The 14,845-nt window shown below is 65.4% G+C and carries 12 protein-coding genes; 9 read left to right on the top strand and 3 right to left on the bottom strand.

Annotated elements, in window-relative coordinates; genetic code table 11:
- Positions 1-36 precede the first annotated feature (36 nt).
- Positions 37-1,155 carry a polysaccharide biosynthesis/export family protein gene (locus MAA8898_RS01020; RefSeq protein ID WP_245853204.1) on the bottom strand — a complete coding sequence of 373 codons (1,119 nt, stop codon included), beginning with the start codon at positions 1,153-1,155 and terminating at the stop codon, positions 37-39.
- Between the two features lie 94 nt (positions 1,156-1,249).
- Here MAA8898_RS01020 and MAA8898_RS01015 point away from each other — a divergent pair, with 94 nt between their 5' ends.
- Positions 1,250-2,095 carry an NAD-dependent epimerase/dehydratase family protein gene (locus tag MAA8898_RS01015; protein ID WP_141194759.1) on the top strand — a complete coding sequence of 282 codons (846 nt, stop codon included), beginning with the start codon at positions 1,250-1,252 and terminating at the stop codon, positions 2,093-2,095.
- On the top strand, positions 2,092-2,727 hold the full coding sequence (locus MAA8898_RS01010; protein ID WP_094019107.1) for a sugar transferase: 636 nt from the start codon (positions 2,092-2,094) through the stop codon (positions 2,725-2,727). Before MAA8898_RS01015 ends, MAA8898_RS01010 begins: the two co-directional genes overlap by 4 nt.
- Positions 2,728-2,730: 3 nt before the next feature.
- Here the strand turns inward: MAA8898_RS01010 and MAA8898_RS01005 are convergent, their stop codons facing one another.
- Together MAA8898_RS01005 and MAA8898_RS01000 are read right to left on the bottom strand one after the other, a co-directional pair.
- Positions 2,731-3,411 (bottom strand): YjbF family lipoprotein, encoded by a 681-nt coding sequence (locus tag MAA8898_RS01005; RefSeq protein WP_094019106.1) that lies wholly within the window; start codon positions 3,409-3,411, stop codon positions 2,731-2,733.
- Positions 3,408-5,558, bottom strand: coding sequence for a YjbH domain-containing protein (locus MAA8898_RS01000; protein ID WP_094019105.1), 2,151 nt, complete (start codon positions 5,556-5,558; stop codon positions 3,408-3,410). The genes MAA8898_RS01005 and MAA8898_RS01000 overlap by 4 nt, the downstream gene beginning before the upstream one ends.
- 228 nt (positions 5,559-5,786) lie before the next feature.
- Between MAA8898_RS01000 and MAA8898_RS00995 the strand changes: the two genes are divergently transcribed.
- The 7 genes from MAA8898_RS00995 to MAA8898_RS00965 all read left to right on the top strand — a co-directional run bounded on the left by MAA8898_RS00995 (position 5,787) and on the right by MAA8898_RS00965 (position 14,837).
- Entirely contained in the window at positions 5,787-6,623 is an 837-nt protein-coding gene (locus MAA8898_RS00995) for a flagellar motor protein MotB (RefSeq protein WP_094019104.1), read from the top strand.
- Positions 6,624-6,719: 96 nt separating this feature from the next.
- Positions 6,720-8,033: a flagellar hook protein FlgE gene (locus MAA8898_RS00990; RefSeq protein ID WP_094019103.1), complete on the top strand. Its 1,314-nt coding sequence runs from the start codon at positions 6,720-6,722 to the stop codon at positions 8,031-8,033.
- Positions 8,034-8,068: 35 nt separating this feature from the next.
- A complete protein-coding gene (flgK, locus tag MAA8898_RS00985; protein ID WP_094019102.1) occupies positions 8,069-9,508 on the top strand; it encodes a flagellar hook-associated protein FlgK in 1,440 nt (479 codons plus the stop codon).
- Between the two features lie 12 nt (positions 9,509-9,520).
- Positions 9,521-10,519 (top strand): flagellin, encoded by a 999-nt coding sequence (locus MAA8898_RS00980; protein ID WP_094019101.1) that lies wholly within the window; start codon positions 9,521-9,523, stop codon positions 10,517-10,519.
- Positions 10,519-11,625, top strand: coding sequence for a flagellar basal body P-ring protein FlgI (locus tag MAA8898_RS00975; protein ID WP_094019100.1), 1,107 nt, complete (start codon positions 10,519-10,521; stop codon positions 11,623-11,625). Before MAA8898_RS00980 ends, MAA8898_RS00975 begins: the two co-directional genes overlap by 1 nt.
- A 66-nt stretch (positions 11,626-11,691) precedes the next feature.
- Positions 11,692-12,561: a flagellar motor stator protein MotA gene (motA, locus tag MAA8898_RS00970; RefSeq protein WP_094019099.1), complete on the top strand. Its 870-nt coding sequence runs from the start codon at positions 11,692-11,694 to the stop codon at positions 12,559-12,561.
- Positions 12,561-14,837, top strand: a complete 2,277-nt coding sequence (locus tag MAA8898_RS00965; RefSeq protein WP_141194758.1) for a hypothetical protein — start codon at positions 12,561-12,563, stop codon at positions 14,835-14,837. Before motA ends, MAA8898_RS00965 begins: the two co-directional genes overlap by 1 nt.
- The last annotated feature ends 8 nt before the right edge of the window (positions 14,838-14,845 follow it).

Genomic DNA, 14,845 nt, shown 5'->3' with positions numbered 1-14,845 from the left:
CACCGCCGCGGGGGCATCATGCCGCTGGCAAGCACGTCAGTTTGAGAGCGCGTTGGCCTGTGCCGACACCCCGATCACCGCGCCGACAAGGCCAAAGATGGTCTGCGCCGCCGTCACCGGGCTTTCGGTGGCCAGCACGGTGTCGCCGGGCTGGATGTAGAAATTGCGGGCCGCGAACAGGCCGTCGGCCGACGTCAGGTCCAGCGTAAAGACAACCTGCCGCATCTTCGGCCCATAGCCATCGGCACGCATTGCCGAGGCCGGGTATTCGCGCAGCACCAGCACGCCCTTGGGATCGGCGCGGGTGTCGGTCAGGCCGCCCATCAGCGACATCGCCTCAAGCGCGGTGACGAAATCCTTGGGGAAATAGATCAGGCTTTCCTTGCCGCTCGCGCCCAGCGCGGTAAAGCTGCGGTCGTCCTGCTCGACCACCACGGTATCGCGCGGTTGCAGCAGCGCGTTACGCGACCCGTCCGACAGCAGCGCGTCGGCCGAGATCTCGTAGGTGTTGGAGCCGCGCAGCAGGCGTACGCGCGGATTGCGCAGCTCGGGCATGATGCCGCCGGCATCGGCCAGCACGTTCAGGATCTTGTAGTTGCGCGAGGGCATCGGGTAGGCACCGGGCTTGCCCACGCCGCCGACCACGTCGATTGCATGGTCGCGACCCTGGCGCAGCGACAGCTGAACCTGCGCCGAGGGCAGGATCGGCTCCAGCCGCTGCTGAATCTTGGAGCGTGCGTCCGTCGCCGTCAGGCCGCGAATGCCGACCTGGTTGACGTAGGGCAGGAAGACGGATCCCTGCGAATCCACCTCGACGCTCTTGATTTCGGTGAACCGCTGGCCCGGGTTGGTCAGCAGGGAATTGTCCTGGCTGTCCCAGATCGTGACGTCGATGATGTCGCCGGTGCGTATGATCGACGAGGAGGCGCCGCTGGACGTTCCCGGCCAGCGATAGTCGCCGTGCCAACCGGACGGCGTCCAGGATGCGATGCCGGGCACGTTCGACCGGGTGACCTGAACCACCTGGAAGGTCGGGTTCGCGGCATCCTGTTCCTTGAGGACTTCGGACTGCAAGGCCGCGCCACGCGGCAGGGCGCAGGCGCCAAGAAGCGCCGCCGCAACCAACAGGGTGATGAATCTCAGTTTGATAGCCACTCCGATCCCCCAACCGGCCTTTCCAACTTTCTAGCGCCTGTTTCCGCTGATAGACAGTCTGGCGGCCAATGGAAAGAAACTTGAGGGGCAGACCGTGGCAGGAACACTGCAATCTTGCGAGGTTCTCGTTCTGGGCGCAAGTGGCAAGCTGGGCGGGATGCTGTGCCGGCTCTGGCGGCCGGAGGGTTGGCGACTGGTTCCGGTCGTGCGGCGCGACCGTGGTCTGCCGGGCGCGTTGACCTGGGAGCCGGGTTTTCCACCACCCGATTTGCACGGTGTAAAGGCGATTGTCGCGCTCTGGGGGGTGACCCCCGGCGCGGGCCGCAACCTGAGCGACAACGCACGGCTGGCCAAGGCGGCCGTCGACCTTGGCGCGTCGCTGAAGGCCGAAACGATCGTGCATTGTTCCAGCGGCGCGGTCTATCGGCCCACGGCGGGCCCGGTGCCGGAAACCACGCCTGCGGATCCGCAAAGCGCCTACGGCGTTGCGAAACGTGAGATGGAAGAGGTGATCGAGGCCACACGCGAGGCCGGTGGCGCGCGCCAGATCGTCCTGCGGATCGGCAACGTGGCCGGGGCCGACAGCCTGTTTGCGAATCTGCACCGCGGCGGGCGTGTCGTTCTGGACGATTTCGGGCATCATGACGGACCCTCGCGCAGCTATATCGCGCCGCAGGACCTGGCGCGGGTGATCGAAGCGTTGATCCGTGACCCTGGTGCGCAGGGCATCTTCAACGTCGCGGCACCAAGGCCGACGCGGATGGCCGACCTGGGCCGGGCGGGCGGCGCCACGATCAGCTGGCGCCCCGCACCTGACACAGCCTTTCCCATGATGTGGCTGGAAACCACGCGGCTGTCGCGCCATGTCCGACTGCCCGAGCGCAGCGCCGATGCCGACTGGCTGGTTGCGGCGGCAGCAGAAGCGGGCGCATTCGCATGACCCTGCAACGCCGCCTGCTGCATCTGCTCGATTTTCTCTACGCGGTGGGCATGACCGTCCTGCTGTCACCGCTGCTGGTCTACGTTGCCGTGCTTGTCTGGTGGAACGACGGGTGGCCGGTGATCTACCGCTCGGAGCGCATGAAAAGCCCGGATCGCGCCTTCATGCTGTGGAAGTTCCGCACCATGACCAATGCGGCATCGGACTCCGGCGTGACCGGGCCGGCGAAATCGGCGCGCATCACGCCGACCGGGGCCTGGCTGCGACGCAAGCGGCTGGACGAGCTGCCGCAGCTGTGGAACATCCTGCGCGGCGACATGGGGTTTGTCGGGCCACGCGCGCCGCTCCGCCGCTATGTCGAGAAGTATCCGGAAATCTACGCCGAGGTCCTGAAGGAACGTCCCGGCATCACCGGCCTGGCGTCGATGGCCTATCACAAGACCGAGGAACGCCTGCTGGCGCAGACGTCATCGGCGGAAGAGACCGAAGAGGTCTATTGCCGCCGCTGCATTCCGCGCAAGGCGCGGCTGGACCTCCTGTACGCCCGGCGGCGCAACCCCTGCACCGACCAGCGGCTGATGTGGGCCACGGTGTTCAGGCGTGTCTCGATGCACCGCCGGCCGAAAACCTAAGGCTCAGCGGCGCAGGACCTGAGTGATCAGGTGGCCGATGAACGGGCCGGCCCACTGTTTGGCACTGAGCACGTAGCCGTCCTGGGACACGGCATAAGTATTTGTGAAGTCAGGAGAAACGCCGTCCGCCGCAGTACAGGCGGCGGTCACCACATAGCCGGTGGTCTGGACCAGGCCGCCGGAAATCGGGGTTGTCCCGCCGGTCGTGACCCGGCAGGTGTAGCGCCGCACGATGGTCACATCCTCGGGTGTCAGGAACCGCTGGTCATAGCTGACGGTGCCTTCGGCGCGGGCGCGGACGCGGCTGTGCAGGCCGTCCTCCTCGGAGGACATCAGGTCACCGCCCAGGCCACGCGTGGACGTGATCATCCCGTCCCGCATGACGACGACATTGCGCGCCGCGTTGCCATAGGTCTGGTACGGGCCGTTGCGCTGGACATCCTGTAGCAGGACTTGCGACTTGTTCCTCTCAAGCTCGACCAGAAACAGCGAGGCGGTCGACGACGACAGCGCCGTGGCGATCTGCTGAGGGGTCACCGGCCTTGGTTCCGGCTTCTTGCCCAGCAGGAGGTTTGGCAGCTGTTTCAGCAACGCCGTGCCTTCCGGGTTGGCGTTGCCGCAGGCGGAGAAGGTCAGCGCTGCTGCCAGAAGCAGGCCGATGCGAGTGATGCTGCGCCGTGTCATCGCCAGAATCTTCCCCAAGAATTGACTGCGTCCGGTTCGTGGTAGTCGCGCACCTGGTCGTAGAGCCGGTCATTGACGTCAAGCCGCGCGCCGCCGTCCCGCGACAGCGACTGGATCGTGATCTCGTTCTTGCGACGCGAAGGCTGGCCGTTGAAGCTGGCCAGGGGCAGCGTGAAACGGATGCCCTTGTCGAACGAGCCTTCGCCGAAGTCGTCGAAGGAGGCGTTGGTGAAGGTGGCATAGGCCCCGACGCGCCAGCCGTTGGCGAACTCGCGGTCCAGCGACACGGTCGCGCCGTAGTCCCCGGCCAGGTAGCGGCCCACATCCAGTTGCCCGTGGAACCCGTTGTTGAAGGCGTAATAGGCCGACACATGGCCGTTGACGTTCGGGATTTCACGCTTGGCGCCGGTCACCGGGTCGACGGTGGTCATCGACTGGAAGCCGAACAGCTGGTCGAAGTCACGGCGCTGGATGTAGTTGACCTCGGCCCCCAGGGCGAACCGGCTGCTGACCGGTTTCCACAGGACTTCGGCCGAGATGCCGCCGTACATCTTCTCAAGATAGCCCACGGTGACGCGGGAATAGATGTTCTTGGCCGGACGGCCGTAGTGCGCCAGTTGCAGGTACTCGATGGCAGGATCGCCTTCGGATGCGTAGCGCGCGTTGTCGGTCCGGACACGGGGCAGGCTGGATTCGTCCTGCCGCTTGACCTTGTCCAGGTTGCCGTCGAGCCGCTTGGCCACCGATCCGCTGAGGATCAGGCTCGGCGTGATTTCCAGCTCTGCCGACGCCCGCAGGCCGACATCGGCCCGGACCGGGTTGTCCGGGTCAAAGACCGACAGTTGCAGGTAAGGCCCAAGCGACCAGGTGAATTTCGGGTAGAGCCCAGGGTCAACGGCGGGCGCCCGCCCGTAGGCGTCCACGAAAGTGGTCTGGGCAAGGATCTCGTTGGCTGCCTCGTGCTCCAGCCGCTCGAGGTCGGACCGGCGGAAGATCACCGCCGACATGGGCATGCCGTTGACGACGGGGATGATCTCGAACACCTCGACCGAGGCGGGCAGGGATCGGGTCATCGCCCGGGCGATCCGGCCAAAGGCCTGCGACGGCGCACCAAAGCGGGGGTTGATCAGCCGGACGGTGGCCTTGTTGGCGTCGAGCGTCAGGGCCTCGACCAGCAGGCCTTCCTTGGAGGCGAGGTCGACGAGGGTCGCCTTGGCCGACTGGCTGCGCGCCGGGTCGGAGGTCCAGCCCAGATCGGCGGCCGAACCGGGCGCCCGGGGCGCAACCGGAAGACCGGCCGGCTCGACACCGCCGGGGATACCGGCGGTTTTCGGGTTGGTCACAAAGGTCAGCTGCGCGCCGATCTCGTTGCCGAGGACATGGTAAAGCGACAGCTGCCCGCCGTTTCGCAACCGGTAGTCCAGACCGATGTTCCACGGGCTGGATTTCTTGACCCCGCCGGCTGCCTCGCGCAGGTAGCCGTCCGACGAATACTCGAGCTTGACGTTGATCTTGTCGTTCGGGGCGTAGGAAATGCCGCCGAACGCCGCCACGTCGCCGCGAAAGAAACGCTCGATCTCGGGCAGGCCGCCCTGGCCGGTAAAGGCCTCTTTCCGGGTCCCCATGGTCGCAAAGGAATTGTAGGACCCGTAGCGGCCCCAACCGACACCCCCCGTGACCGTCAAGCCGGGCATGACCGTCTTGGACGCAACGACGTATTCGCCGCTGTAGATGCCGGTCCCGATGAAGTCCTGAATGCCGACCACGACTGATGGCCTCAGGTCGGTCTCGGTCAGCAGCTGGTAGCGGAGGTCAAAGCTCCTGTCGTAGAGGGTGCCGCCCGTGGGACCGCCGAATTTCTCGATCGCGGAGTAACGGAAAGTCCCTGACAGGCGTGGCAGGATCTGGAAGTACAGCGTCGATCGGGTCGTCCCGCCGATCGCAGCCAGCGTCCCCGTCAGCGTTGCGTCCGGAGGCACCTGCGCTGTCGGCATGTCGATCAGCCCCGGCACCCCGAACAGGTTGTACGACAGTCGGTTACGAGGATTGTCCTGGGCCAGCGCGACACCCGCAAGCGCCGTCAGACAGGTGCCCGCGAGCGCAAGCCGCCGAACGAAGCCCGATTTTCCCCTCTGGGAACCCGGCATGGTCTCACCTCTCCGCCACCACTGTTTCAGCGACATTGCTAATCGCATCGTCGTCCGGTGTCTATTCGCGGAGCAGTTCAATCGGTCCATTGTGGGAAAATCGGCACGTTCCCGGCGCGCGCCGGGTGGCAACCACAGGCGGCGTTTTAACGGGACATTTTTAATCGTTAATCGCGTGGTAAGCGGCCTTGGCCTACACCGGTCTCGGGTGAGAGAAAGGTGGGAACGATGAGTGGTGACAGCAATGTCGCGCCAATCATCATCAAACGTAAAAAGGTTATTGCCGGCGGTGGGCACCATGGGGGCGCCTGGAAGGTGGCCTATGCTGACTTCGTGACCGCCATGATGGCCTTTTTCATGTTGATGTGGCTGCTGAACGCGACGACGGAAAAGCAACGCAAGGGGATCGCGGACTACTTCAGTCCGACGATCGCGATGGCCCGGGTGTCCGGGGGCGGCGATGGCGCGCTTGGCGGGGACTCGGTCTTTGCCGAAAACACGCTTCCCCGGGTCGGGACCGGGGCCACGAGCCTGCGGCCGCAAGCGCCGACAACCGAACAGGACATGCCCCTGCAGCCCAAGGACGACGCCCGCGACGCCGAACAGGAAGCGTTCAAGCAGGTCGAAGAGCTGCTGATGGGGCGCGGCGGCGAAAGCATGGTGGCCGACGACCTGCTGCAACACATCGTGACGGAGGTCACCGACGAAGGCCTGGTGATCGAGTTCTTCGAGACCGACCGGGGGCGTCTGTTCGACGACTCGGCACGACCGACGGCGCTGCTCGAGGACCTCACGCTGGTGCTGGCGCGCGCGTCGGAAGTGGTCACGAACCCGGTGGCGATCGAAGCCCACACAGTGGCCTACCCGATTGTCCTTGCGAACAATCCCGCCTGGATGCTGTCGCAGGACAGGGCCGATGTGGTCCGTGACCTGCTGATCGGCAAGGGGCTCGACGAAAAGCGTGTGCGACGAGTGACGGCCTACGCCGACCGAGAGCCGAAACACGCAAACCTGATGGACCAGCGCAACAGCCGGATCGAAGTCGTCTTTCTCCGCCGGAGATGACGCAGTTTGTGACGGATTTTACCTGTTAGCCCTGCGTTAAGCCCGCGGCCTTATCTGTTGTCCGGACTTCGAGTGAGACAGCAGAAAGGCTAGTCGATGACGATATCCTCCTCCCTGAACGCGGGCGTTTCGGGTCTCTCGGCCAATGCGACCCGACTGGGTACCATTTCCGACAACATCGCGAACTCGGCGACCAAGGGCTACAAACGGGTCGAGACCGATTTCACCGCGATGGTGATGCAGGGCAACGGTGGCAGCTACACCGCAGGCGGGGTGCGCAGCTCCACCCAGCGCATCATCGACGAAAGCGGCGCGCTGGTCACCACCAACAACGCGACGGATCTCGCGGTCCGGGGCAAGGGCTTCCTCCCGGTCGCGATGGAGACACAGGTCAAGGCGGGCTCCGGCGATCCGCAGATGTTCCTCACCACGACGGGTTCGTTCCGGGTCGATGCCAACGGCTATCTCAAGACCGACTCCGGCCTGATGCTGCTGGGCTGGAAGGCCAATCCCGACGGCACCATCCCGAGCAACGCGCGTGACACCTCGGACGGGCTGGAACCGGTGCAGATCGCGCTGAACCAATATCTCAGCGAACCCACCACCGCGATCACCCTGGGCGCAAACCTGCCGGCGACCCGGACGACCGTCGGCGATGCCTTCGCCGGTGTGCCGGTGACCCTGCCGATCGAGTATTTCGACAACCTCGGCCGCTCCGAAACGCTGACGGTGACCTTCACCCCGACGGTTCCGGCCAGCGGGTCTTCGAACGAATGGACGGTCGAGATCACCGACAGCGCCAGTGGCGGCGCCCTGGTGGGCGACTACACCGTGACCTTCGACAACACGCCCACCGCCGGCGGCACGATTTCATCTGTCTCCGCGCCTATCTCGACCGGTGGCGCCTATGACACCTCCACAGGGGCCGTGATCGTCACCACCGCCGGCGGCCCAATCGAGATCAACATCGGCCGGCCGCTGACCAACGACGGGCTGACCCAGCGTTCGGACAAGTTCGCACCGCTCAACATCGCCAAGGACGGCTCGCCGGCGGGCAACATGACCTCGGTCGAGATCGACGCGAACGGCTTTGTCTACGCCTTCTTCGACACCGGCATCACCTCGATCATCTACCAGGTGCCGCTGGTCGACGTGCCCAACCCCAACGGCATGGTCGCCCTGGACAAGCAGGTCTACATGCCTTCGCCCGAAAGCGGCAGCTTCTTCCTCTGGGATGCAGGTGACGGTCCGACCGGCGACGTGGTGAGCTTTGCCCGCGAAGAAAGCACGACCGATGTCGCCAGCGAACTGACCGACATGATCCAGACGCAGCGGGCCTATTCGTCGAACGCCAAGGTCATCCAGACCGTCGACGAGATGCTGCAGGAAACCACCAACATCAAGCGCTGACCTGACGTTCGTCAGCTAATCCAGGGGGTCGTCAGATGTCTCTTTCCGGCGCGCTATACAATGCGTTCAGTGGTCTGAAGGCCAATTCCCGTGCCGCGGGGCTGGTGTCGACCAACATCTCCAACGCCACCACCGAAGGTTACGGCCGGCGGACACTGGGTCTGGTGCCCGGGGCCGCCGGCACCACCGGCGGGGTGCGGATGACCGGGACCATCCGGTTTTCCGATCCTGTTCTGACCGGCGACCGCATGGTGTCGGACGCGCATCTGGGCCAGGCGTCGATCGGTCTCGACTTCGCCAAGCGGCTCGAACGCCTGGTCGGCGACTCCGGTGTTCCCGGCTCGTTGACCGACCGGATCAACGTGTTCGAGAACGCCTTGCTGACCGCCTCCGCCAACCCGGCCTCGAATCAGCGGCTCGAACTTGTCGCCACGTCGGCTGACGGGCTGGCGCGGGCACTGAATGCCCTGTCGGACGAGGTGCAGGAGGCACGTCAGTCCGCCGACACCGGGATCGGCGCCCAGGTCGACAAGCTGAACGCCACCATCGCTCGGCTTGACGAGGTAAACGGTAACATCGTTGCGGCCCGGGCCACCGGAACGGATACGGCGAGTTTCCTCGACGAACGACAGCGCCTGCTTGACGACATCGCCGAGATCGTGCCGCTCCGCGTGGTGGAGCGCGACAAGGGCGACATCGCCGTGTTCACCCGCGGTGGTGCTGTCCTGCTCGACGGCTCACCGGTCGAAGTCGGGTTCCAGCGGACGAATTCCATCGGCCCGGGGATGACCATGGCGGGCGGGCAGCTGAGCGGGCTGACGCTCAAGGGCTCGCCGGTGGACAAGGCGATGTTCGCCGGTGGCACGCTTGCCGCCCAGTTCGAGGTCCGCGGTGGCGCCGCCGTCGAACGGCAGGCGCAACTGGACGGCATTGCGCGGGACCTGATCGAACGCCTCGGCGCCGGCGGGCCCGACACGACCCTCGGGGCCGCTGATCCGGGCCTGTTCACCGATGGGGGGGCTGCCTTTGCCACGGCCAACGAAACGGGAATCGCCGGACGGATCGCGCTGAACGCGCTGGTCGCACCCGGCAGCGGTGGCGCCTGGCGCCTGCGCGACGGTCTGGGTGCCGTGAGCCAGGGCGAAGTGGGCGATGCGCGGCTGCTCCAGGCGATCAGCGACGCCCTGGGCGCGGCAACCGTGCCAGGCTCGACCAACCTCGGCCCGGTGGCGCGCAATTTTGCGAACCACATCGCCGAATTCGCCTCGACCGTGTCGGGCGAACGGGTGCGGTCGGAAAACGCGCAGATGTTCGTGTCGATCCAGAACGGCGCGCTCAAGGAACTCGAGCTGTCGAAAGGCGTCGACACCGACCAGGAGCTGCAACGCCTGATGCAGATCGAACAGCACTACACCGCCAATGCCAAGGTCATGTCGACGATCGACGACCTGCTTGAGCGGCTGATGTCCATCTAAGGAGGAGCTGACATGGAAGTCATCGGGGACATGGCGCGCTCGCTGGTCCTGCGCGCCAACCAGGTGCGTCTGCGCCAGGAAATGGACCAACTCGCTGTCGAAGTGGCCACGGGTTTCGTCAAGGACTCCGCGCAGCACCTGCACGGCGACCTGACCGGCCTGCTGTCGGTCGACCGCGCCCTGTCGAAACTGGACACCTACCGGGTGAACACGACCGAGGCGACCTTTCTGTCGGGGTCGATGCAGACCGCGCTGGACGAGATCCAGGGCCGCAGCGAAAGGTTGTCGCAGTCTCTCATCGCGGCGGAACTCACGCCGAACTCGGCCCTCCTGAAAACGATGTCGGAGGATGCGCAAAACGCGCTGGGCCAGGTGATGAACGGCCTCAACCGATCCGTCGCCGGGCGCTTTCTGTTCTCCGGCACAGCCACGGACCGGCAAGCCGTGCAGGATTCCACGTCACTCCTGAACGACGTGCGGACGGCGCTCAGCGGCCAGACGACCATGGCCGGGATCGAAGCCGCGCTGGACACCTTCTTTGGCAGCGGCGGGACCTTCGAGACGACGACCTACACCGGGTCCAACACCGGTCTCGCGGCGCTCAAGCTGAGCGAGACCGAAAGCGCCAGTCTCGACATTCGCGCGACGGACCCGGTGTTCCGCGCGGTCCTCCGCCCGATGGTGATGGCGGCGCTCGCCACGGACGGGACGCTGGGCCTGCCGCAGAGCCTGCAGATCGAAATGCTGACGACGGCGGGTCAGGATCTGCTGGCCGCACAGCAGGACGTGGTCGAACTGCGCGCCGGACTGGGCGCCCTGGAGGCGCGGGTCGAGGAGACCACGGCGCGCAACTCGGCCGAGTACACCGCCACCAACATCGCGCGGCTCGATCTGGTGGGAACCGACCAGTACTACACGGCCTCCCGCTACGAAAACATCCGGGGTCAGCTTGAAAGCCTCTATGCCATCACCGCGCGGTCCCAGCGGCTGTCGCTCGCGGAGTATCTCTGATGTTCACAAGACTTCTGACCGCCGTTTTCCTCTGCCTGGCCTTTGCCTTGCCGGCCAAGGCGCAGTCCGTCCGGATCAAGGACCTCGTCGAAGTCGATGGGGTGCGTTCGAACGACCTCGTGGGCTATGGCCTCGTCGTCGGTTTGAACGGCACCGGCGACGGGCTGCGCAACTCTCCCTTCACCGAAGAGATCATGTCCAACATCCTCGAGCGCCTGGGGGTCAACGTGACCGGCGAACAGTTCCGGCCGCGCAACGTGGCCGCCGTGCTGGTCACCGGCAGCCTGCCACCGTTCGCAAGGATCGGCAGCCAGATCGACATCACGGTTTCGGCGATCGGTGATGCCAAGAGCCTGCTGGGCGGAACGCTGATCATGACCCCGCTGAACGCGGCGGACGGTCAGATCTACGCGGTGGCGCAAGGCACCATCATCGCCGGCGGGGTCGAGGCCGAAGCCGAGGCGGCGCGCGTCGTGCAGGGTGTGCCGACGGCGGGGGTGATCCCTTCCGGCGCGCGGGTCGAACGCGAAGTCCCCTTCGACTTCACCCAGCTCGAAACGCTGCGCCTGGCGCTGCGTCAACCCGATTTCACGACGGCTGCGCGGATCGAGGACGTGATCAACCGGACGTTGGGCCGTAACGCGGCGACCATGCTGGACGCGGGTACGATCAGTGTCGATCTGCAGCGCGCAGGCACGAGGTCTCCGGCCCGTGCCATCGTCGCGATCGAGAACCTGGCCGTCGAACCCGAACGCAAGGCGCGTGTCGTGGTCGATCAGCGTTCCGGCACCATCGTCATGGGTGCGGACGTGCGGATTTCCCGGGTCGCCGTCTCGCAGGGCAACCTGACCTTGCGGATCGAGGAAGCCCCGCTCGCCGTTCAGCCGAATCCCTTCAGCGACGGTGAGACCGTCGTGGTGCCGCGGTCCGGCGTGCAGATCGAGGAGGAGCCGGGCATCGGCCTCGCCGAGGTTCCGACCGGCACCAGCCTGTCAGAGGTCATCGCCGGCCTGAACGCCCTGGGCGTGAGCCCGCGCGACATGATCGACATCCTCAAGAGCATCAAGGCCGCCGGCGCGCTGCATGCCGATTTCGTGGTGATGTGAGGCCGCGGACAGGCTTTCTTAACGGCTGGCTGGCAGGCTGGCAGCGCTATTGCATCGGAGAGCGACATGCTTGGAATCATTGGTATCGTGGTGATTTTCGCCATGGTGTTCGGCGGCTACCTGGCCGCTGGCGGCAAGCTGGGGATCATTCTCAAGGCGCTGCCGTTCGAATTCATGATGATCGGCGGTGCGGCGGCGGGCGCCTTCATGATCAGCAACGACGGGGCCACGGTCAAGAAATCGCTCAAGGACATCGGCAAGGTCTTCAAGGGCGCCAAGTGGAAACCGCAGGACTACCGCGATCTGCTGTGCCTGTTGTTCGAGCTGATCCGCCTGGCACGGCAGAACCCCGTTGCGATCGAGGAACACGTGGAGACGCCGTCGGAGTCCAACATCTTCGGCAAGTACCCCAAGATCCTCGCGGACAGGTACGCGATCGAGTTGATCTGCGACACCATGCGGTCTGTCTCGATGAACTACGACGACCCGCACCAGGTCGAGGAGGTGCTAGACAAGCGGCTGGAGGCGATGCAGCACCACGCGCTGCATTCCAGCCACGCGCTGCAGTCCATGGCGGACGCGCTGCCGGCTCTCGGGATTGTTGCCGCCGTGCTGGGCGTAATCAAGACCATGGCCTCGATCGACCAGCCCCCGGAGGTCCTGGGCAAGCTGATCGGCGGCGCCCTGGTGGGTACCTTCCTTGGCGTATTCCTGGCCTATGGCCTGGTCGGCCCCTTCTCGGCCAAGGTCAAGACCGTCGCCGAGGAGGACCTGCACTTCTATCACCTGATCCGGGAGGTTCTGGTGGCCAATCTGCACAACCATGCAACCAACATCTGCATCGAGGTCGGGCGGCAGAATACGCCGGATCATTACCGCCCCAGCTTCGAAGACCTCGAGGAGGCGCTGAAGTCGGTCAAACAGGAGGCCGCATGATGACCCGCTGGATCGCTCTTGCAGTCCTCTGCCTGTGGCCGGCAAGCCTCGTGGCGCAGTCCGTCCCGGTGCGCAGCGGCGAGCACGGGAGGTTTACCAGGCTTGTCCTCACGATTCCGCCCGGCACGGAGTGGAACCTGGCGTCTGACCATTCCGCGCGAAAGCTCGCCTTGACGTTCGGCTCCGACAAGCTGGTCTTCGACACGTCGAGCGTGTTCGAACGGATCGGGACGGAGCGGATCGCCGGCCTGGCACCGGCCAAGGACGGCCATGGACTGGAGATCTCGTTGGCCTGCCATTGCGATGCCGAGGCCTTTGTCCTGCAGCGCAACATGCTGGTGATCGATGTCGCCCCATCGGATCGCCCGCTCGAACCTGCGGAGGTGACACGGTTGCCGGACGGAGCGAAACAGGACATCGCCCCGCCATCGCAACTGGTCGGAGATTTCACGGACGTCCGCATCGGCGCGTTCCCTGGTCTTGGTCCCGAGCCTGTTCGGGACCCTTCGCTTCCGCTGCTGTCTGGCCAGATCGACGCCGAGGATCCCGCCGGGGCGATCGCGGCGCGTCCTGATCCGGGATCGATGCAAGCGGCGGCGCTTGGCGGACAGATCGCGGCGGATCTCGCCATTGCGGCGACGGTCGGCCTGCTCGATCCCGCGGTCCGGCCCGTGCCGGTATCCGCGCCGGACCGGGACCCGCAAGAGACCACGGAGCCTCCCCGCGAGGATGATCAACCGGAGGACGGCAGCCTGGCACGCCAGTTGGCCGCCGGCCTCTCGTCGCTCGATCATCAAACTCTTCAAGACGGGCATATTTCCATCGGCTCTGACAGCTGTCTGCCGGGGCAGATGTTGTCGCTGTCTGAGTGGGTCGATGCCGATGCATCGCCAAGCAAGGTCCTGGCGCATCGCCGCGGTGCGGTCTTCGGCGAATTCGACCGGATCGATGAAAGTGCCGTGGAAGACTACGCGCGCGCCCTCGTCCATTTCGGGTTTGGCGCCGAAGCGCGCGCCGTACTGGCGCTCGGCTCCGATGCGCCGGACACTACCCTGCGTGCCCTGACATACCTGGTCGAAGGCGGAGCCGATCCGGATCACGTGTTCGCCGGACAGTCGGAGTGTGACAGCGCGGCCGCCCTCTGGTCGGCGCTTTCCGCGCAACAACGCTCGGACATCTCGCTCTTGAACGAACCAGCCCTGTTGCGCAGCTTCGAAGCCCTGCCCAAGCACTTGCGCTCCTTCCTCGGACCCGTCCTTGCCGAACAACTGTCGGCCTACGGGTATCCGAATGCGGCCCGCGAAGTCCTGCGGCGACTGCAGCGGATGGAAGGGCGGGAAACCGATGAAATCGCTCTTGGAAAGGCGCAGTTGGCCCTGAAAGACGGGGATCTCGATGAGGCGAGCCGGCGGTTGCACGACCTTTCGGTCAACGGTGGCCCAGAAGCCGCCTTGGCCGTCGCTGCTTCCGTCGATCTTGCGGACGCCAGCGACACGCGGGTCCCGCAACGAATCGTGGAACTGTCCGAGGCTTTTGCCACGGAACTTCGCAACAGCGACGACGGCCGGAAGCTCTGGGAAGCGCATGTTCGATCGCAACTGGTGAACGGCGATTTCGATGCCGCCTTTGCGGACCTGGGGACTGCTGAGGGCATTCCCGAGGTTCTGGTGAAGGCAACGCAACAGACGGCCTTGAAGGCACTGGTCGAACGGGCTGACGATGTCACCTTCCTGCGGCATTCTACCCGGTCGATCCGGGAGGGCGTACTGCCGGAAAACGAGACGCTGGTGGTGCAATCCGCGCGGCGGCTGACCGGCCTTGGACTGCCGGAGGTTTCCCTTGATCTTCTGGCGTCCTTCGCGGAGCCGGGAAATCCGTCCGACATGCGCATCGCGCGCGCCGAGGCGCTTCTTTCGCTCGGCCGTCCCGAAGAGGCGGAGATCATCCTGATCGGACAACGTGGCGATGCTGTGTCCCTGCTGCGCGCCGAGGCCAGAAAGCAGATGGGCGATCACGCGTTTTCAAAGGGTCTCTACTCTCGTCTTGGCGATCGTGAGGAAGCGTTGAATGCGGCGTGGCTGTCAGGTGACTGGGCCGACATCGCCCAGACCGAAAGCGCCTTCGCGCCCGCGGCGGACCTCATGACTCGGGAAGACACCGTGCCAGACCCGAGAACCGAGGGGCTTGGCGCGGTGGACCTGCTGTCCGAAGCGAGCGCGGAAACGAGGGAAACGCTGCGCGCCTTGTTGGACGCAACGGCGATCCCGGAAGACTGAAGGTGGTT

It is taken from the genome of Antarctobacter aquimaris, assembly GCF_900184945.1.
Lineage (GTDB): Bacteria > Pseudomonadota > Alphaproteobacteria > Rhodobacterales > Rhodobacteraceae > Maliponia > Maliponia aquimaris.
Note: the sequence above shows the minus strand (reverse complement) of the source record. Positions and strands in the feature narration are given on the sequence as shown.